The organism is Cupriavidus alkaliphilus, assembly GCF_900094595.1.
Taxonomy (GTDB): Bacteria; Pseudomonadota; Gammaproteobacteria; order Burkholderiales; family Burkholderiaceae; genus Cupriavidus; species Cupriavidus alkaliphilus.
Window position 1 is genome coordinate 271,540 of the sequence record NZ_FMAD01000005.1, and the last position, 17,438, is coordinate 288,977.

Consider the following 17,438-nt stretch of genomic DNA (forward strand, 5'->3'; position numbering starts at 1 on the left):
GCCATGGGGAAGCTGCCGGACAACGAAAGAGCCCGATCATAAACCGGTGTCGCCGCGCTTGCAGGGCACCCGGACCTGCAGGGTCCTGCAAAACAAAAGGGGCCCCGCGGGGCCCCTTCCTCATGCCAGCTTGCTGCGGCAGCTTACACCGTCACGCCGTCGGCCACTTCCTTGAAGTCCTCGATCTGGTCGAAGTTCATGTACTTGTAGATCTTGTCGCCATTCTGGTTGATGACGCCAATATCGGCCATGTACTCGTCCTTGGTCGGGATGCGGCCCAGGCGCGAGCAGATTGCCGCCAGTTCGGCGGAACCCAGGTACACGTTGGTGTTCTTGCCCAGGCGGTTCGGGAAGTTGCGGGTGCTGGTCGACATCACCGTGGCGCCTTCGCGCACCTGTGCCTGGTTGCCCATGCACAGCGAGCAGCCCGGCATTTCGGTGCGGGCACCGGCGGTGCCGAACACGCCGTAGTGGCCTTCCTCGGTCAGCTGCTTCTGGTCCATCTTGGTCGGCGGGGCCACCCACAGCTTGACCGGGATGTCGCGCTTGCCTTCCAGCAGCTTGGACGCTGCGCGGAAGTGGCCGATGTTGGTCATGCACGAACCGATGAAGACTTCGTCGATCTTGGCGCCAGCCACGTCGGACAGGGTCTTGACGTCGTCCGGGTCGTTCGGGCAGGCCACGATCGGCTCATGCACGTCGGCCAGGTCGATCTCGATCACGGCGGCGTATTCGGCGTCGGCGTCCGGCTCCAGCAGCTTCGGATCGGCCAGCCATGCTTCCATGGCCTTGATGCGGCGCTGCAGGCTGCGCGGGTCTTGATAGCCCTGGGCGATCATCCACTTCAGCAGCGTGATGTTGCTGTTGATGTATTCGATGATCGGGTCCTTGTTCAGGCGCACCGTGCAACCGGCGGCCGAACGCTCTGCCGACGCATCCGACAGCTCGAACGCTTGCTCGACCTTCAGGTCAGGCAGGCCTTCGATTTCCAGGATGCGGCCCGAGAAGATGTTCTTCTTGCCTTGCTTGGCCACGGTCAGCAGGCCTTGCTTGATCGCGTACAGCGGGATCGCGTTGACCAGGTCGCGCAGGGTCACGCCCGGCTGCATCTGGCCCTTGAAGCGGACCAGCACCGATTCCGGCATGTCCAGCGGCATCACGCCGGTGGCGGCGGCAAAGGCGACCAGGCCCGAACCGGCCGGGAAGCTGATGCCGATCGGGAAGCGGGTGTGCGAGTCGCCGCCGGTGCCGACGGTGTCGGGCAGCAGCATGCGGTTCAGCCACGAGTGGATCACGCCGTCGCCCGGGCGCAGCGAGATGCCGCCGCGGGTGCTGATGAACTCGGGCAGCGTATGGTGCGTCTTGACGTCGACCGGCTTCGGGTAGGCGGCGGTGTGGCAGAACGACTGCATCACCAGGTCGGCAGAGAAGCCCAGGCAAGCCAGGTCCTTCAGCTCGTCGCGGGTCATCGGGCCGGTGGTGTCCTGCGAGCCCACCGAAGTCATCTTCGGCTCGCAGTACGTGCCCGGGCGGATGCCCTTGCCTTCGGCCAGGCCACAGGCGCGGCCAACCATCTTCTGCGCCAGCGTGAAGCCCTTGCCGGTATCGGCCGGGTTCTGCGGCAGGCGGAACAGCGTCGACGGGGCCAGGCCCAGCGCCTCGCGCGCCTTGGCGGTCAGGCCACGGCCGACGATCAGCGGAATACGGCCGCCGGCGCGGACTTCGTCGAACAGCACGTCCGACTTGACCTTGAACTCGGCGATCACGGCGCCGTTCTTCAGGGCCTTGCCTTCGTACGGGCGCAGTTCGACCACGTCGCCCATTTCCATCTGCGACACGTCCAGTTCGATCGGCAGCGCGCCGGCGTCTTCCATGGTGTTGTAGAAGATCGGGGCAATCTTGTTGCCCAGGCACACGCCGCCGAAGCGCTTGTTCGGGATGAACGGGATGTCTTCACCGGTGAACCACAGCACCGAGTTGGTGGCGGACTTGCGCGAGGAACCGGTACCGACCACGTCGCCCACGTAGGCGACCAGGTGGCCCTTTTCCTTCAGCGATTCGATGAACTTGATCGGGCCGCGCTTGCCGTCTTCTTCCGGCTGGAACGCCGCGCCCTCGCGCTTGTTCTTCAGCATCGCCAGCGCGTGCATCGGGATGTCCGGGCGGGTGGTGGCGTCCGGCGCCGGCGACAGGTCGTCGGTGTTGGTTTCGCCGGGCACCTTGAACACGGTGATGGTCAGGCTTTGCGGCACTTCCGGACGGCTGGTGAACCACTCGGCGTCGGCCCAGCTCTGCAGCACGGCCTTGGCGTTGGCGTTGCCCTTGTCCGCCTTCTCCTTCACGTCGTGGAAGGCGTCGAACATCAGCAGGGTCTTCTTCAGCGCGTCGGCGGCGACGGTGCCGACTTCGGCATCGTCCAGCAGCTCGATCAGCGGCGAGATGTTGTAGCCGCCCAGCATGGTGCCCAGCAGCTCGGTGGCCTTGGCACGCGAGATCAGCGCGCACTGTTCCTTGCCCAGCGCCACGGCGGCCAGGTACGAGGCCTTGACCTTGGCGGCGTCGTCGACGCCGGCGGGAACGCGGTTGGAGATCAGCTCAACCAGGTTCTGTTCTTCGCCGGCGGGCGGGTTCTTCAGCAGTTCGATCAGCTCGGCCGTCTGCTTGGCGGTCAGGGGCAGAGGGGGGATGCCAAGCGCGGCGCGCTCGGCCACATGTGCGCGATAGTTTTCAAGCATGGGAACCTGCTGAGTAATTAGGTTTAGAAAGACTCGGTACGTCGCGATTGTAGTCCGAAGCGGCTCCTGGGTCAAATGTCTTATATCTTATATAAGAGTGTTGGAACCAAATCCCATATCAAACAATGGCTTGGAGAATGGATGAGTTGTTGTTTTGCATGGACGGCTACCCGAGTAGCGTAGTAGGGAATGCGCAAGCCTGGGCGCCGGCCAGCCGCCGCAGGGCCGGCCATAGCGTGCACCCAGACCGGCGATGTTGTGCGTCATCGCGCCGTCCCCTGCCCCGCCGCCCTCAAGTTCCCCGACCAAGCTGCGTTAACCAGCCTGCAGGCGCGCAACACAAAGGCGCCCGCTCGCTTTAGCGCCCTGCTCCCTTTCCGCTCAAATGGCCAAGCTGAAAGGGTTTCCCCCTTTTTTTCGGCCCTTTGCTGGCCTGCGATTCCGGAAGAATGGCAGGCATTCCGATACAGGCTTCTCATGGCGAACACGGCTTCCCCTCCCCGGACTGGCAACACAGGCAAGCGCGGCCGGCTGCTGCTGATCGGCGCCGGCGTGCTGGTTGTGGCACTGGGTGCCGGAGGCTTCGTGCTGGGCAGCGTGCTGAGCAACCGCCAGCCGGCGGCGCCCGCAGCGCCCGCCGCTCCGGTCATCCCGCCGCCGATCTTCGTGCCGCTGGACGCGTTCACCGTCAACCTGCGCAGCGAGGACGGCGACCGCTTCCTGCACACCGGGCTGTCGCTGAAGGTGGCTGACGCCGCCACCCAGGCGCGCCTGGCCCAGTACCTGCCCGAAGCACGCAGCCGCATCCTGCTGTTGCTGTCCGCGCGGCAGCCGGCCGAGCTGGCTACCGTCGACGGCAAGCGCAAGCTGGCCGACGACATCCGCGACACCATCAGCAAGCCGTTTGCCAGCGGCCTGCCGGCGCAACACGTGCTGGACGTGCTGTTCACCTCGTTCGTGGTGCAGTAAGCGAGAAGCCTGGGCAGCACGTTTCATCCATAACGCCGCACAAGGGGCAGGACACTAGATGGCCTACGACAAGTTCCTCTCGCAAGACGAGGTAGACGAGCTGCTCAAGGGCGTATCCGGCGAGGCCGATACGCCCAAGGCCAGCGAGACTGCGCCCGACGAGGGCGGGGTACGCCCCTACAACCTGGCGACGCAGGAACGCATTATCCGCGGCCGCCTGCATACGCTGGAAATCATCAACGAGCGCTTTGCGCGCTCGCTGCGCACGGCGCTGTTCAACTTCATCCGCCGCGGCGCGGACATCTCCGTGGGCAGCGTCAGGATCGAGAAGTTCGGCGATTTCGCGCGCAACCTGCCGATGCCGACCAACCTCAACCTGGTCCACCTGAAGCCGCTGCGCGGCACCGCGCTGTTCGTCTACGACCCCAACCTGGTCTTCCTGGTGGTCGACAACCTGTTCGGCGGCGACGGCCGCTTCCACACCCGCGTGGAAGGGCGCGACTTCACCCAGACCGAGCAACGCATCATCCAGCGCATGCTGGAGCTGACGCTGACCAGCTACGGCAATGCCTGGCGCACCGTGCATCCGATCGAGACCGAGTACATCCGCTCGGAGATGCACCCCAAGTTTGCCAACGTCGCCACGCACAACGAGGCCGTGGTGACCACCGCCTTCCACATCGAGCTGGGCGCCGTCGGCGGGCAGCTGCACGTATGCCTGCCGTACGCGATGATCGAGCCCCTCAAGGACCTGCTGATGAATCCGCTGCAGGACGAGAAAGAGGTCGACAAGGGCTGGGTTACGCAGCTGTCCACGCAGCTGCGCGCGGCCGAGGTCGAGCTGGTGGCCGAATTCGCGCACCTGCAGAGCACCGTCGCCGAAGTGCTGGCGATGCGCGCCGGCGACGTACTGCCGATCGAGCTGCCCGAGAAGGTGTTCGGCAAGGTGGACGGCGTGCCCGTGATGCAATGCGGCTTCGGCACCATGAACGGCCAGTACGCGCTGCGGGTAGAACGAATGATCAATCACCAGGACGGCGATTCCCACCTGGATACCGAGGACACCGATTATGACTGACGGCATCGAGGACAAGCCGGTCGACCCGATGGACGACTGGGCCAGCGCGCTGGCCGAGCAGACCAGCGCCACTTCCGCCGAGATCCCCGCCGCTGCCGCGCCCGCCGCCACGCCGGCGGCGGCCACGGTCTTCCCGCCGCTGGCCAAGGAAGCGCCGAGCGGCTTCCGCAACGATATCGAGATGATCCTCGATATCCCGGTGCAGCTGACCGTGGAACTGGGCCGCACCAAGGTGCCGATCAAGAACCTGCTGCAGCTGGCGCAGGGCTCGGTGGTGGAACTCGACGGCCTGGCCGGCGAGCCGATGGACGTGCTGGTCAACGGCTACCTGATCGCGCAAGGCGAAGTGGTGGTGGTCAACGACAAGTTCGGCATCCGCCTGACCGACATCATCACGCCGTCCGAACGCATCCGGAAGCTGAACAAATGACAGCCGCAACCCGCGCCCTGCTGGCTGCGCTTGCCGCGCTTCCCTGCGCCGCAACCGCCGCCGAAGGCACGCAGGCGCCCGCCATCGGCGGCGCCGCCAGCCTGGCGCAGGCCGGGCTGGGACTGTTCGCCATCATCGCGCTGATCCTGGGCCTGGCCTGGATGGCACGGCGTGCCGGCCTGGTGCGCCACGCCACCGGCGGCGCGATGAAGGTAGTCGGCAGCACCATGCTGGGCGCACGCCAGCGCCTGGTGCTGGTCGAGGTCGGCGATACCTGGCTGGTGCTGGGCGTCAGCCCCGGCGAAATCCGGCCGCTGCACACCATGGCGGCAGGATCGCCGGCCGCCGGCCAGACCGGCGCGCACGTCGTCGCCGGACCGTCGCAACCGCCCACCGGCGGCAGCTTCGCCGAGAAGCTGCTGCGCTCGATGCAGGCCCAATTCAAATCATGACTTCCCCGCTTGCCACGCCGTGGCGACTGCTGCCGCGCGCAGGCCGCGCCGCGCGCCCGGCTTCGTTGTTGCCCTCGCCGCTGCTGGCCCGGCTGTCCGTGCTGGCGCTGCTGCTGGCCCTTGCCGCGCTGGCGCCCGCTCAAGCGTGGGCCCAGGCGCTGCCAGGCGTGATCAGCAAGCCTGCCCCGGGCGGCGGCCAGATCTGGTCGCTGCCGGTGCAGACGCTGGTGCTGCTGACCTCGCTGTCGTTCCTGCCCGCGGCGATGCTGATGATGACCGGCTTCACCCGCGTCATCATCGTGCTGGGGCTGCTGCGCAACGCGCTGGGCACGGCCACCTCGCCGCCCAACCAGGTGCTGGTGGGCCTGTCGCTGTTCCTGACCTTCTTCGTGATGGCCCCGGTGTTCGACCGCGTCTACAACGACGCCTACAAGCCGCTGTCCGAGAACAAGCTCAGCCTGGAGGCCGCCGCGGCCAAGGCCGCCGAGCCGCTCAAGGCCTTCATGCTGCGCCAGACCCGCGAGAAGGACCTGGCCATGTTCGCGCAGATGGCCAAGGCGCCGGAGATGCAGGGACCGGAGGAAGTGCCGCTCAGCATCCTGGTGCCGGCCTTCGTCACCAGCGAACTGAAGACCGCGTTCCAGATCGGCTTCACCATCTTCATCCCGTTCCTGATCATCGACCTGGTGGTGGCCAGCGTGCTGATGGCGATGGGCATGATGATGGTGCCGCCCGCCACCATCTCGCTGCCGTTCAAGCTGATGCTGTTCGTGCTGGTCGACGGCTGGCAACTGCTGCTGGGATCGCTGGCGCAGAGCTTCATGAGCTGACGCCGGCCGCCAGCGCCAGCCTTTCCTTCGCAAGATCCATGACCCCAGAGACCGTAATGACCATCGCCACCCAGGCGATGAAGATGACCCTGCTGCTGGCCGCCCCGCTGCTGCTGGTGGCGCTGGCCGCCGGCCTGGTGGTCAGCCTGTTCCAGGCCGCGACCCAGATCAACGAGATGACGCTGAGCTTCATCCCCAAGCTGATCGCCCTGTTCGCCACCATGGTGCTGGCCGGCCCGTGGATGATCAACGCGATGGTCGACTACATGCGCGAGGTGTTCCAGAGCATCCCTGCGCTGGCGCACTGACGGCGGCCGCCGACGCCGCCATCCGCCGCTATCGCCACCGTTGCCGCACTTCACCCCGCCTGCCCGCTGACCCGCCGCCGTGATCGAGTTCACCTCAGCCCAGCTCTACGGCTGGCTCGCGGCTTTCCTGTGGCCGTTTTTCCGCATCCTGGCGCTGCTCGGCACCGCGCCGCTGTTCGGTGAATCGACCATCCCGCGGCGCGCCAAGATCGCGCTGTCGGCAATGATCGCGATGGTGGTCTCGCCCACCATCGCCCAGCTGCCGGTGGTGCCGGTGTACTCCTTCGACGGGCTGCTGATCATCCTCAATGAAGTCGGCATCGGCCTGGCCACGGGCTTCGTCATGCGGCTGGTGTTTGCCACCGTGCAGCAGGCCGGCGAGATCATCGGCCTGCAGATGGGCCTGTCGTTCGCGTCCTTCTTCGACCGCGCCGCCGGCGGCCAGACCATGGTGCTGTCGCGCTTCCTGAACCTGATCGCGGTGCTGCTGTTCCTGGCGCTGGACGGCCACCTGCTGATGCTGGGCGCGCTGGTCGACAGCTTCAACAGCCTGCCCATCGGCGGCACCCCGCTGTCCGCCGGCGGCGCCATGGCCGTGGCCCGCGCCGGCGGCATGGTGTTCGCCTCCGGCCTGCTGCTCGCACTGCCGATGATCGCCGCGCTGCTGATCCTGAACCTGGCCATGGGCATCCTCAACCGCGCCTCGCCGCAACTGTCGATCTTCGCGGTGGGCTTCCCGGTGACGCTGTCGGGCGGGCTGCTGGTGCTGATGCTGGTGATGCCGCAGATGGGCAGCTACATGCAGCACATGATCGAGGCGGGGCTGGAGGCGGTGGGGACGGTGCTGGGGCAGTTCGGGCGGTAGGCCGCGTGGCGGCCGGCGCGGCAAGGCGGGCTCCGCCGCCCCACTCAACCCTTCACGCACACCACCTGCCGCAGCGTATGCACCACCTCCACCAAATCCGCCTGCGCCGCCATCACCGCATCGATGTCCTTGTACGCCATCGGGATCTCGTCGATCACGGCGGCGTCCTTGCGGCATTCCACGCCTTGGGTGGCCTGCTTCTGGTCGGCCACGGTGAAGCGGCGCTTGGCTTCGCTGCGGCTCATGGTGCGGCCGGCGCCGTGGCTGCAGGAGCTGAATGACTCCGGATTGCCCTTGCCGCGCACGATGAACGAACGCGCGCCCATCGAGCCCGGGATGATGCCCAGCTCGCCGGCGCGCGCGCTGACCGCGCCCTTGCGCGTGACCAGCACGTCGGCGCCGAAGTGGTGTTCCTTCTGCACGTAGTTGTGATGGCAGTTCACCGCCTCGAGCCGGGCCTGGAACGGCTTGCGCAGCACCCGCTGCGCCGCGGCCAGCACCGCCTCCATCATCAGCTCGCGGTTGCGGCGGGCGTAGGCCTGCGCCCATGACACCGCGTAGATGTAGTCCTCGTAGTGCGAGGAGCCTTCCACCAGGTAAGCCAGGTCGCGGTCCGGCAGGTTGGCCAGGTGCTGGCGCATGTCCTGCTGCGCCAGCGTGATAAAGGTGGTGCCGATGGCATTGCCGATGCCGCGCGAGCCGCTGTGCAGCATGAACCAGACCGACTGCGCCTCGTCCAGGCACACCTCGATGAAGTGGTTGCCGGTGCCGAGCGTGCCGAGGTGGTTGCGATGGTTGGCGCGCGCCAGGTGCGGGTATTTGTCGGTGATGCGGCGAAAGCCCGGCGCCATCTCGGCCCAGGCGGCGTCGACGTGCGCCGGCGCATTGCCCCAGGCGCCCTGGTCGCGCCGCCCGCCCTGCGCGCTGCGGCCATGCGGCACGGCGTGCTCGATCGCGCTGCGCAGCTGGCCCAGGTTGTCGGGCAGGTCGGCGGCGGTCAGGGAGGTCTTCACCGCCATCATGCCGCAGCCGATATCGACACCCACCGCCGCGGGAATGACGGCGCCGACGGTCGGAATCACGGAACCGATGGTCGACCCCTTGCCCAGATGTACGTCCGGCATCACCGCCAGATGGCGGAAGATAAACGGCATCCGGGCGGTGTTCACCAGTTGCTCGCGCGCGGCGCCCTCCACCGGCACGCCGCGCGTCCACAGCTTGACCGGCTTGCCGGCGCCGGTGTCGAGTACGTCGTATTGATGCTTGTCCGCCATGTCAGCCTGCCCCCGTCGTCACGCTTTGCAGCTTAGAGGCCGGGGCTTGCCAAGGATTCCCTAGCGGCCGCCCTGTCCGACAAAGCCGGCAAACGCCCCCAGGTCCACATTCCCGCCCGACACGATGATGCCCACGCGCTTGCCCTTCACATCGAGCTTGCCATGCAGCACCGCGGCCGCGGCAAGGCAACCGGTGGGCTCGGCGACTATCTTCATGCGGCCGGCGAAGAACTTCATGGTCTCGACCAGTTCGGCGTCCGACACGGTGGCGATATCCGTCACCAGCTCGTGGATCACGGCGAAGGTGTGGTTGCCCAGGTACGGCGTCTGCGCGCCGTCGGCAATGGTGCGCGGGGTGTCGATGCGGACGATCTCGCCGCTGCGCAGGCTGCGCTGGCCGTCGTTGCCGGCCTCGGGCTCGACACCGTACACCGCGCAGCCGGGCGACATCGCCTGTGCCGCAACCGCGCAGCCGGACAGCAGGCCACCGCCGCCCAGGCACACCACCAGCATGTCCAGCGGGCCGGTTTCCTCGAACAGTTCCTTGGCCGCGGTGCCTTGCCCGGCCATCACGTGCGGATGGTCGTAGGGCGGGATCAGCGTCATGCCCCGTTCGCTCGCAATGCGCCGGCCCAGGGCCTCGCGGTCATCCCGGTAGCGGTCGTACAGCACCACCTCGGCGCCATAGCCGCGCGTGGCCTCGATCTTGATCGCGGGGGCGTCCTGCGGCATCACGATCACCGCCTGCACGCCCAGCAGGCGCGCCGACAGCGCGATGGCCTGCGCGTGGTTGCCGGAAGAGAACGCCAGCACCCCGCCCGCCTTCTGCTGCGGCGTGAACTGGGCAATGGCATTGTAGGCGCCGCGGAACTTGAAGGCGCCGATGCGCTGGAAGTTCTCGCACTTGAAGAACAGCTGCGCGCCGGTGGCGGCGTCGGCGGTGGCCGAGGTCAGCACCGGGGTGCGGTGCGCCGCCGCGCGTATCCGTTCGTGGGCGGCGGCGACGTCGTCGAAAGTAATCGGCAGGGCTGTCATGGCGTTGGCAATAAGGGGTCGGGACCGGCCAGTTTACCCGCCCCGGCGCCTGCGCGCAGCCATGCGCGCCGGCGGCTATGCGCTGGCCAGCCGGTGCGCCGTGCGCCGCGGCGCGGCCAGCGTGCCGGCGCCCACCGCCATGGTCCCCGCTTCGCCGGGCAGGCGGAAGAACGCCACCACCTCGCTCAGCTCGCGGCCCTGCTCTTCCAGCGCGCGCGAGGCATTGGCCGCCTCGCTCACCAGCGACGCGTTCTGCTGCGTGACCTGGTCGATCTGCACGATGGCCTGGTTGACCTGTTCGATGCCGCGGGTCTGCTCGGCCGACGCCGTGGCAATTTCCTCGACGATGCCGGTTACGCGCGCCACTGCCTGGGTCACCTCGGCCATGGTCTGGCCCGCCTCGCTGGCCAGCGACGAACCATCCTGCACCTGCCGGCCAGACGCCTCGATCAGTTCCTTGATCTCCTTGGCCGCGCTCGACGAGCGCTGGGCCAGCCCGCGCACCTCGCTCGCCACCACGGCAAAGCCCCGGCCCTGCTCGCCGGCGCGTGCCGCTTCCACCGCGGCGTTCAGCGCCAGGATATTGGTCTGGAAGGCGATGCCCTCGATGATGCCGGTGATCTCCGCGATCTTGTTCGAGCTGGCGCTGATGTCCTGCATCGTGCCGACCACGCGCTGCACCGTGGTGCTGCCGCGCTGCGCCACATCGGCGGCGCTGCGCGCGAGTTCGCTGGCCTGGCGCGCATTTTCGGTGTTCTGGCGCACGGTCTCGGTCAGCTCCTCCATGCTGGCCGCGGTCTGCTCCAGCGAGGCCGCCTGCTCCTCGGTGCGGCTGCTCAGGTCGGCATTGCCGCGGGCGATCTCGCTGGTGCTGATGGCGATATTGCCGCTGCTGGCGCGCACGCTGGTCACGGTGGCGGTCAGGCGCTCGTTCATGTCGCGCAGCGCCGCCAGCAGGCGGCCGGTCTCGTCATGGCGATCCACTTCGATGCGCGCGCCCAGGTCGCCGCCGGCCACGGTGCCGGCCACCTCCACGGCGCGCTGGATCGGGCGCGTGATGGCTCGCGTGATCAGCACGCCGCCGGCCAGCGCAATGACCGCGGACACCAGCGAGATCAGGATCAGCAGGTTGCGCTGGCGCTCGTAGTCCGTCTCGAGCCTGCGCTCCATTTCCTTCTGGCGGGCCTTGGTGAACTCGGCATAGGCATCGGTCGACTTGATCAGCGCCGCCAGCAACGGACGGCATTGCTTGTCGATCCGGCCGATGGCCTCCTCGATCTTGCGCTCGACCGCCAGCCCGACAATGCCGGTGGCGACCGGACCATACTGCGCCTCGACCCTGGCGACGTCCTCGACCAGCTTGCGCGCCTCATCGCTGACGCCAGGCTGGCGCACCATCTCGCTGAGCCGCGCCAGCCGGGCCTGCACGTCTTCGTGCGCGCGCAGGGCGTCGGCCTTCTCGCGCTCCAGCTCCGCCGCATCCGTCACCAGCACCAGGTTGCGCGCCGCGATGGCACGCCGGTCGACCGCGTTGCGCACCTGCGCGGCCATTTCCGCCCGTGCGTTCAACCCGTTCAGGTAGTCATTGAAACCCGCCGTCGCCTCGCCAAGCGCATGCAGCGAGTACGCCGACACCACCAGCACCACGCCCGCCAGCGTGCCGAACCCGGCCAGCAGCCGCGTGCGGATAGACAGACTCCTGAAAAAACTCATGATCACTCCCCTTACCGTCCAAGAAGACGTATGCGCTTCCGTTGTTATGGTTCTAACCCTGTTGCATGCCCGACTGCGGCATGCCACTGCGCGCCCGTTCCTGCCGGTCGACACGGTATGCGGCATCGCCAGGGCGCATGGCCCTGGCTGGCATCCGTGCTCTTTGTTGCGGGGGCTAACGGTAGGGAGCCGGTGAACTGTTCCCCACGAGAGTGGGGGACGCGTCCAATTGGCGCGAGGAAGCGAAAGGGGGTGCGCCGCAGCTCACACTCCGGCGCCACTCGCAACGGCCGGCGTATCGCGCCGCGCCAGCAGGTCCAGCGCAACATCCACGATCATGTCCTCCTGCCCGCCCACCATGCGCCGCTTGCCCAGTTCGACCAGGATGTCGACGGTGCCCAGCCCGTAGCGCGCCGCGGCGGCTTCGGCATGGCGCAGGAAGCTGGAATAGACCCCGGCGTAGCCCAGCGCCAGGGTCTCGCGGTCGACACGGACCGGGCGGTCCTGCAGCGGGCGCACGATGTCGTCGGCGGCATCCATCAGCGTGTAGAGGTCGCAGCCGTGCTGCCAGCCCAGGCGTTCGGCGGCGGCGATAAAGACCTCGAGCGGCGCGTTGCCGGCGCCGGCGCCCATACCGGCCAGGCTGGCATCGATGCGGTCGCAGCCTTCCTCCACCGCGACAATCGAGTTGGCCACGCCCAGGCTCAGGTTGTGGTGGGCATGCATGCCGGTCTGGGTTTCGGGCCGCAGCACCTCCTTGAAGGCGCGGAAGCGCTCGCGCACGTCCTGCATGCCCAGCGCGCCGCCGGAATCGACCACATACACGCACTGGGCGCCGTAGCTTTCCATCAGCTTCGCCTGCTGCGCCAGCGCCGCGGGCGTGGTCATGTGGCTCATCATCAGGAAGCCGACGGTATCCATGCCGAGCTTGCGCGCGTATTCGATATGCTGGCGCGAGACGTCGGCCTCGGTGCAGTGGGTGGCCACGCGCACCACGCGCGCACCGGCGTCGTAGGCGGCACGCAGGTCATGCACGGTGCCCACGCCCGGCAGCAGCAGCGTGGCCACGCGGGCATGGCGCACGGTTTCGGCCACGGCCGCGATCCATTCCAGGTCGGTGTGCGCGCCGAAGCCGTAGTTGAAGCTGGAGCCCGACAGCCCGTCGCCGTGCGCCACTTCGATCGAATCGACGCGGGCCGCGTCGAGCGCCGCGGCAATGCGGCGCACGTGTTCCAGGCTGTACTGGTGGCGGATCGCGTGGCTGCCGTCGCGCAGCGTCACGTCGGAGATGTAGAGCTTCTTGGTAGGTTGTGCGGTCATGTTGGTCTTCCTGCTTTCGATGCGTTCAAGGCGAGGCGCCGCGCTCAGGCCGACAGCCGGGTCTCGGCCAGGCGCTCGGCGCAGGCCAGCGCGGCGCTGGTCATGATGTCGAGGTTGCCGGCGTAGGCGGGCAGGTAATGCGCGGCGCCCTCCACCTCCAGGAAGATCGAAGTCTTGAGCCCGTGCATCGGCCCCAGTCCGGGGATGTTCAGCGGCGCCGACGCTGCGATGCGCTCGAACTGCACGCGCTGCTTGAGCCGGTAGCCCGGCACATAGGCCTGCACCGCCTGCGCCATGGCTTCGACACTTGCGGCGATTTCCGCCTCGTCGCCGTCCTCGGACAAGGTGAAGACCGTATCGCGCATCATCAGCGGCGGCTCCGCCGGGTTGAGCACGATGATGGCCTTGCCGCGCGCCGCGCCGCCCACCGAACACAGCGCCTGGCTGGTGGTTTCGGTGAACTCGTCGATATTGGCGCGCGTGCCGGGGCCGGCCGACTTGCTGGAGATCGACGCCACGATCTCGGCGTAATGCACCCTGGCCACGCGCGACACCGCTGCCACCATGGGAATGGTGGCTTGCCCGCCGCAGGTGACCATATTGATGTTGGGCGCGTCCAGGTGCTGGTCCAGGTTGACCACGGGCACCACATAGGGACCGATCGACGCCGGCGTCAAGTCGACCACGCGCACGCCGTGCTGCTGCAGCACGCGGTTGTGATGCGCATGGGCGCCGGCAGACGTGGCGTCGAAGGCAATGCGGATCTCTTCGAAACCCGGCATGCCGACCAGCCCTTCGATGCCCGCGGCGGTCGTCGGCACGCCCAGGCGCGCGGCACGGGCCAGGCCGTCCGACGCGGCATCGATGCCCGCCATCGCCCCCATTTCCAGATGGCGGCCGTGCCGCATCACCTTGATCATCAGGTCGGTGCCGATATTGCCGGACCCGATGATGGCCACCTTGTGGCGGCCGCTTGCTTTCATGTCCATGTCTCTTCCTGTTCGCTATGGCTGTTTGCGCTGCTGACGCCGCCTCAGCGGCCCAGTTCCCTGGCAGTCTTGCCGCCGATGCCAAACTGCGTCTTCGGCACTTCGGTGATCATCACGCGCACGGTTTCCACCGGCGCGCCCACTGCCTCGACCGCGGCATCGGTCAGCGCGCGGATCAGGCGCGCCTTCTGTTCTTCGGTACGGCCTTCGATCAGGAAGACCTGCATGATCGGCATGTTGTGTCTCCTTGGCAGGTTCAGGTAAAGCGCATCGACACGGTGCCCAGGTGCTGGTAGCGCACGGTGATGCTGTCGCCGGCTGCCACCGCGATGGCTTCGGTGACGCCGCCGGTCATGATGAAGGTGCCGGCCGGCAGTTCGCGCCCGCGCGCGCCCAGCATGTTGGCGAGCATGGCGACGCTGTTGGCCGGGTGCCCCAGCACCGCCGCCCCGGCGGCGGTGGCCACCACCTCGCCGTTCTTCTCCAGCACCACGCCCAGGTTCTTCAGGTCCAGCCCTTCTGTGCCGCGGTGCGTGCCGCCCACCACGAAGCGCGCCGACGAGGTGTTGTCGGCAATCACGCTCTTGAGGTCGAAGCGGAAGTTCTCGTAGCGCGAGTCGATCACCTCCACCGCCGGCACCACGAAGTCGGTCGCGGCCAGCACGTCGCCGATATGGCAGCCCGGCCCCTTGAGCGGTGCCTTCAGCACGAAGGCGATCTCGGCCTCGACCTTGGGATGGATCAGCGTGCCGGTATCGATGGCGGCGCCGTCCATGCAGGCGCCGTAGTCGGTGAGAAAGCCGTACACCGGCTCGCTCACGCCCATCTGGCGCATCTTGGCAAAGGAGGTCAGGCCCATCTTGAGGCCGGCAATACGGGTGCCGCGCGCCGCCTTGCGCGCGCGGATGGCGTCCTGGATGGCGTAGGCGTCGTCCCAGTCCATCTGGGGGTACTGGTCGGTAATCTTGCGCACCGCCTCGCGCTGCAGTTCTGCGTTTTCCAGGTGCTCGGCGAGATGGGCGATAGTGTCTTCTGTCAGGTTCATGGCTTGTGTTCCGCTGGATTGGTGAATGGAGGGCGTTCAGACAAAGCGCACCCCGGCCGAGCCGATGCCACCCAGGCTGATGCGCAGCTGGTCGCCGGCGGCCACGGGCACCATCGCGGCGAGCGAACCGGACAAGATCACCTCGCCGCGCTTCAGCCCGATGCCCAGCCGGCCCAGCGTATTGGCCAGCCACGCCACCGCATTGACGGGATGCCCCAGCGCGGCCGCGCCCGCGCCGGTGGCGACGATCTCGCCGTTCTTCTCCAGCGTCATGCCGACCGTGGCCAGGTCCACGTTGCGCGGATCCACGGCGGCGTCGCCCAGCACGAACACGCCTGACGAGGCGTTGTCCGCCACTGTGTCCTGGATGCGGATGTTCCAGTCGCGGATGCGCGAGTCGACGATCTCGAAGCACGGCAGCACCCAGGCGGTGGCGCGCAATACATCCGCGTTGGTCACGCCGGGCCCTTGCAGGTCTTCCTTCAGCACGAAGGCAATCTCGCCTTCGGCCTTGGGCGCAATCAGCGTATCGGCGGGAATCGCCGCGCCGTCGGCATAGACCATGCCCGACAGCAGGTGGCCGAAATCGGGCTGGCGCACGTCCAGCATGTCCATCACCACGCGGCTGGTCACGCCGATCTTCTTGCCGACCACGCGCTCGCCAGCGTCGAGCCGGTGCTGCACCATCGCCAGCTGGATCCGGTAGGCGTCGTCGATGGTCAGGCCTGGCCAGGATTCGGTCAGTGGCGCCAGCGGACGGCGCGTGGCAAGCGCCTGGTGCAGGCCGGCGCCGATCTCGAGGATAAGTTCGCTATGCATGATGGCACCTCACAGGCGGACGCAGACGTTGCGCAGCTCGGAATAGAACTCGAGCGAATGGACACCGCCCTCGCGGCCGATGCCTGACTGCCTGGCGCCGCCAAAGGCGGTACGCAGGTCACGCAGGAACCAGGCGTTGATCCAGCAAATGCCGACCTCCAGCGCGCTGCCCATGCGGTGCGCGGTGCCGAGGTCGCCGGTCCAGACCGTGGCAGCGAGGCCGTATGGGGTGTCGTTGGCCAGCGCGATCACTTCCTCTTCGGTGTCGAACGGGGCGATGTGGCAGCAGGGCCCGAAGATCTCCTCGCGGATCACCGCGGCGCTTTCCGGCAGGCCGGTCCAGATGGTGGGCTGCACCCACGCGCCTTCGGCGAGCGCGCCCGGCATCTGCGGCACGCCGCCGCCCGTGACCACCGTGGCACCGGCCTCGGCGGCCTTGCGGTAGTAGGCCAGCACCTTGTCGCGGTGCTCATGCGACACCAGTGGCCCCATGTTCACGCCGGGCTCGGTGGGCCGCCCCAACTTTAACCCTTCCGCCTTCGCCTTCAGCGCGGCGACAAAGCGCTCGAACACCGGCCGCTGCACGTAGACGCGCTCGGTGCCCAGGCAGACCTGGCCACTGTTCTCGAAGGCCGAGCGCGCGATGCCGGCCACGGCCTTGTCGAAGTCGGCATCGGCGAACACGATGCCGGCGTTCTTGCCGCCCAGTTCGAACGACACCGGCCGCACGCCATTGGCCGCGGCCTTCATGATGGCCTCGCCGGTGCGGGTTTCGCCGGTGAAGGTGATGCCGTTGACCTGCGGATGCGCGGTCAGGAACGCCCCGGCCGAATCCGGGCCAAAGCCATGCACGACGTTGTAGACACCCGGCGGCACGCCGGCCTCGTTCATCACCTCGCCCAGCAGCGTCGCGGTGGCCGGGGTTTCCTCCGACGGCTTGACCACCACCGTGTTGCCGCAGGCCAGCGCCGGCCCGACCTTCCACGTCATCAGCAGCAGCGGCAGGTTCCACGGGCACACCACGCCGATCACGCCGCGCGGGCTGCGCACTGCGTAGTTGATGGCCTTGCCGCCGTCCGGGGTATCCATGGCAAAGCTCTCGGTCGGCACGTTGCGAATCAGGTCGGCAAAGACCTTGAAATTGGCCGCGCCGCGCGGGATGTCGATATGGCTGGCCAGGCCGAAGGGCTTGCCGGTGTCGGCGATCTCGGCCTGCACGAATTCGTCGAAGCGCCGGTTGATGCCGTCTGCCACCGCATGCAGCAGCTCGACCCGCTGCGCCACGGTCATGCGGCCCCAGGGGCCGTGCAGCGCATTGCGCGCGGCCTGCACCGCGGCGTCGACCTCTGCCTGCCCGGCTTCGTGGACGTGGCCGATCAGGGTGTTGTCGGCGGGGTTGCGGTTCTCGAAGGTGCGCGAGGTGCCGACCCACTCGCCGTTGATGAAATTCTTGAAGTGTTTCATGTTGGTTCTCTGGTTTTGGAACAATCGCGCACTGCGATCCCCGCTCATCGTTTGGGTACTCCCTCTCCCGCTTGCGGAGAGGGAGCAAACCAGCGGAAGGCGAGCGTTCGTG

The 17,438-nt window shown here is 67.6% G+C and carries 17 protein-coding genes; 7 read left to right on the forward strand and 10 right to left on the reverse strand.

The features are described from left to right. Positions 1-143 precede the first annotated feature (143 nt). Positions 144-2,735, reverse strand: a complete 2,592-nt coding sequence (acnB, locus tag GA0116996_RS13195) for a bifunctional aconitate hydratase 2/2-methylisocitrate dehydratase (RefSeq protein WP_092311911.1) — start codon at positions 2,733-2,735, stop codon at positions 144-146. A 477-nt stretch (positions 2,736-3,212) separates the two neighbouring features. Between acnB and fliL the strand changes: the two genes are divergently transcribed. From fliL to fliR, 7 genes are all read left to right on the forward strand, one after another. Continuing rightward, entirely contained in the window at positions 3,213-3,704 is a 492-nt protein-coding gene (fliL, locus tag GA0116996_RS13200) for a flagellar basal body-associated protein FliL (protein WP_092311914.1), read from the forward strand. A gap of 58 nt (positions 3,705-3,762) precedes the next feature. Continuing rightward, on the forward strand, positions 3,763-4,782 hold the full coding sequence (gene fliM, locus GA0116996_RS13205) for a flagellar motor switch protein FliM (protein WP_012355214.1): 1,020 nt from the start codon (positions 3,763-3,765) through the stop codon (positions 4,780-4,782). Then, a complete protein-coding gene (gene fliN, locus GA0116996_RS13210) occupies positions 4,775-5,212 on the forward strand; it encodes a flagellar motor switch protein FliN (RefSeq protein WP_092311917.1) in 438 nt (145 codons plus the stop codon). Before fliM ends, fliN begins: the two co-directional genes overlap by 8 nt. After that, on the forward strand, positions 5,209-5,664 hold the full coding sequence (fliO, locus tag GA0116996_RS13215; RefSeq protein ID WP_092311920.1) for a flagellar biosynthetic protein FliO: 456 nt from the start codon (positions 5,209-5,211) through the stop codon (positions 5,662-5,664). Before fliN ends, fliO begins: the two co-directional genes overlap by 4 nt. Then, complete coding sequence (fliP, locus tag GA0116996_RS13220; RefSeq protein ID WP_092311923.1) at positions 5,661-6,494, forward strand: flagellar type III secretion system pore protein FliP; 834 nt, start codon at positions 5,661-5,663, stop codon at positions 6,492-6,494. Before fliO ends, fliP begins: the two co-directional genes overlap by 4 nt. A gap of 38 nt (positions 6,495-6,532) precedes the next feature. Continuing rightward, complete coding sequence (gene fliQ / locus GA0116996_RS13225) at positions 6,533-6,802, forward strand: flagellar biosynthesis protein FliQ (protein WP_012355210.1); 270 nt, start codon at positions 6,533-6,535, stop codon at positions 6,800-6,802. Between the two features lie 79 nt (positions 6,803-6,881). Next, positions 6,882-7,667, forward strand: a complete 786-nt coding sequence (fliR, locus tag GA0116996_RS13230) for a flagellar biosynthetic protein FliR (protein ID WP_092311926.1) — start codon at positions 6,882-6,884, stop codon at positions 7,665-7,667. 44 nt (positions 7,668-7,711) lie between these two features. On the opposite strand, the gene GA0116996_RS13235 is transcribed toward fliR, so the two are convergent. The 9 genes from GA0116996_RS13235 to GA0116996_RS13275 all read right to left on the reverse strand — a co-directional run bounded on the left by GA0116996_RS13235 (position 7,712) and on the right by GA0116996_RS13275 (position 17,326). Continuing rightward, the gene (locus GA0116996_RS13235; RefSeq protein ID WP_092311929.1) at positions 7,712-8,941 is read right to left on the reverse strand and encodes an RtcB family protein; all 1,230 of its coding nucleotides are present in this window, start codon (positions 8,939-8,941) and stop codon (positions 7,712-7,714) included. A 60-nt stretch (positions 8,942-9,001) separates the two neighbouring features. Further along, positions 9,002-9,976 (reverse strand): threo-3-hydroxy-L-aspartate ammonia-lyase, encoded by a 975-nt coding sequence (locus GA0116996_RS13240; RefSeq protein WP_092311932.1) that lies wholly within the window; start codon positions 9,974-9,976, stop codon positions 9,002-9,004. Between the two features lie 75 nt (positions 9,977-10,051). Then, entirely contained in the window at positions 10,052-11,689 is a 1,638-nt protein-coding gene (locus GA0116996_RS13245) for a methyl-accepting chemotaxis protein (RefSeq protein WP_092312311.1), read from the reverse strand. Positions 11,690-11,953: 264 nt separating this feature from the next. Continuing rightward, on the reverse strand, positions 11,954-13,009 hold the full coding sequence (dmpG, locus tag GA0116996_RS13250; RefSeq protein WP_092311935.1) for a 4-hydroxy-2-oxovalerate aldolase: 1,056 nt from the start codon (positions 13,007-13,009) through the stop codon (positions 11,954-11,956). 44 nt (positions 13,010-13,053) lie between these two features. After that, positions 13,054-13,998: an acetaldehyde dehydrogenase (acetylating) gene (locus GA0116996_RS13255; protein ID WP_092311937.1), complete on the reverse strand. Its 945-nt coding sequence runs from the start codon at positions 13,996-13,998 to the stop codon at positions 13,054-13,056. A gap of 44 nt (positions 13,999-14,042) precedes the next feature. Beyond that, positions 14,043-14,234: a 2-hydroxymuconate tautomerase gene (locus tag GA0116996_RS13260; RefSeq protein WP_018313560.1), complete on the reverse strand. Its 192-nt coding sequence runs from the start codon at positions 14,232-14,234 to the stop codon at positions 14,043-14,045. Positions 14,235-14,254: 20 nt separating this feature from the next. Then, the gene (gene dmpH, locus GA0116996_RS13265) at positions 14,255-15,043 is read right to left on the reverse strand and encodes a 2-oxo-3-hexenedioate decarboxylase (RefSeq protein ID WP_092311940.1); all 789 of its coding nucleotides are present in this window, start codon (positions 15,041-15,043) and stop codon (positions 14,255-14,257) included. A 36-nt stretch (positions 15,044-15,079) separates the two neighbouring features. Then, on the reverse strand, positions 15,080-15,862 hold the full coding sequence (dmpE, locus tag GA0116996_RS13270; RefSeq protein ID WP_092311943.1) for a 2-oxopent-4-enoate hydratase: 783 nt from the start codon (positions 15,860-15,862) through the stop codon (positions 15,080-15,082). A gap of 9 nt (positions 15,863-15,871) precedes the next feature. Then, positions 15,872-17,326: a 2-hydroxymuconic semialdehyde dehydrogenase gene (locus tag GA0116996_RS13275; protein WP_092311946.1), complete on the reverse strand. Its 1,455-nt coding sequence runs from the start codon at positions 17,324-17,326 to the stop codon at positions 15,872-15,874. Positions 17,327-17,438: the final 112 nt, after the last annotated feature.

Excerpts from the sequence above, each read along its gene's own strand:
- acnB (WP_092311911.1), bottom strand. The coding sequence starts at position 2,735 with ATGCTTGAAAACTATCGCGCACATGTGGCCGAGCGCGCCGCGCTTGGC.
- fliL (WP_092311914.1), top strand. The coding sequence starts at position 3,213 with ATGGCGAACACGGCTTCCCCTCCCCGGACTGGCAACACAGGCAAGCGC.
- fliM (WP_012355214.1), top strand. The coding sequence starts at position 3,763 with ATGGCCTACGACAAGTTCCTCTCGCAAGACGAGGTAGACGAGCTGCTC.
- fliN (WP_092311917.1), top strand. The coding sequence starts at position 4,775 with ATGACTGACGGCATCGAGGACAAGCCGGTCGACCCGATGGACGACTGG.
- fliO (WP_092311920.1), top strand. The coding sequence starts at position 5,209 with ATGACAGCCGCAACCCGCGCCCTGCTGGCTGCGCTTGCCGCGCTTCCC.
- fliP (WP_092311923.1), top strand. The coding sequence starts at position 5,661 with ATGACTTCCCCGCTTGCCACGCCGTGGCGACTGCTGCCGCGCGCAGGC.
- fliQ (WP_012355210.1), top strand. The coding sequence starts at position 6,533 with ATGACCCCAGAGACCGTAATGACCATCGCCACCCAGGCGATGAAGATG.
- GA0116996_RS13235 (WP_092311929.1), bottom strand. The coding sequence starts at position 8,941 with ATGGCGGACAAGCATCAATACGACGTACTCGACACCGGCGCCGGCAAG.
- GA0116996_RS13240 (WP_092311932.1), bottom strand. The coding sequence starts at position 9,976 with ATGACAGCCCTGCCGATTACTTTCGACGACGTCGCCGCCGCCCACGAA.
- GA0116996_RS13245 (WP_092312311.1), bottom strand. The coding sequence starts at position 11,689 with ATGAGTTTTTTCAGGAGTCTGTCTATCCGCACGCGGCTGCTGGCCGGG.
- dmpG (WP_092311935.1), bottom strand. The coding sequence starts at position 13,009 with ATGACCGCACAACCTACCAAGAAGCTCTACATCTCCGACGTGACGCTG.
- GA0116996_RS13255 (WP_092311937.1), bottom strand. The coding sequence starts at position 13,998 with ATGGACATGAAAGCAAGCGGCCGCCACAAGGTGGCCATCATCGGGTCC.
- GA0116996_RS13260 (WP_018313560.1), bottom strand. The coding sequence starts at position 14,234 with ATGCCGATCATGCAGGTCTTCCTGATCGAAGGCCGTACCGAAGAACAG.
- dmpH (WP_092311940.1), bottom strand. The coding sequence starts at position 15,043 with ATGAACCTGACAGAAGACACTATCGCCCATCTCGCCGAGCACCTGGAA.
- dmpE (WP_092311943.1), bottom strand. The coding sequence starts at position 15,862 with ATGCATAGCGAACTTATCCTCGAGATCGGCGCCGGCCTGCACCAGGCG.
- GA0116996_RS13275 (WP_092311946.1), bottom strand. The coding sequence starts at position 17,326 with ATGAAACACTTCAAGAATTTCATCAACGGCGAGTGGGTCGGCACCTCG.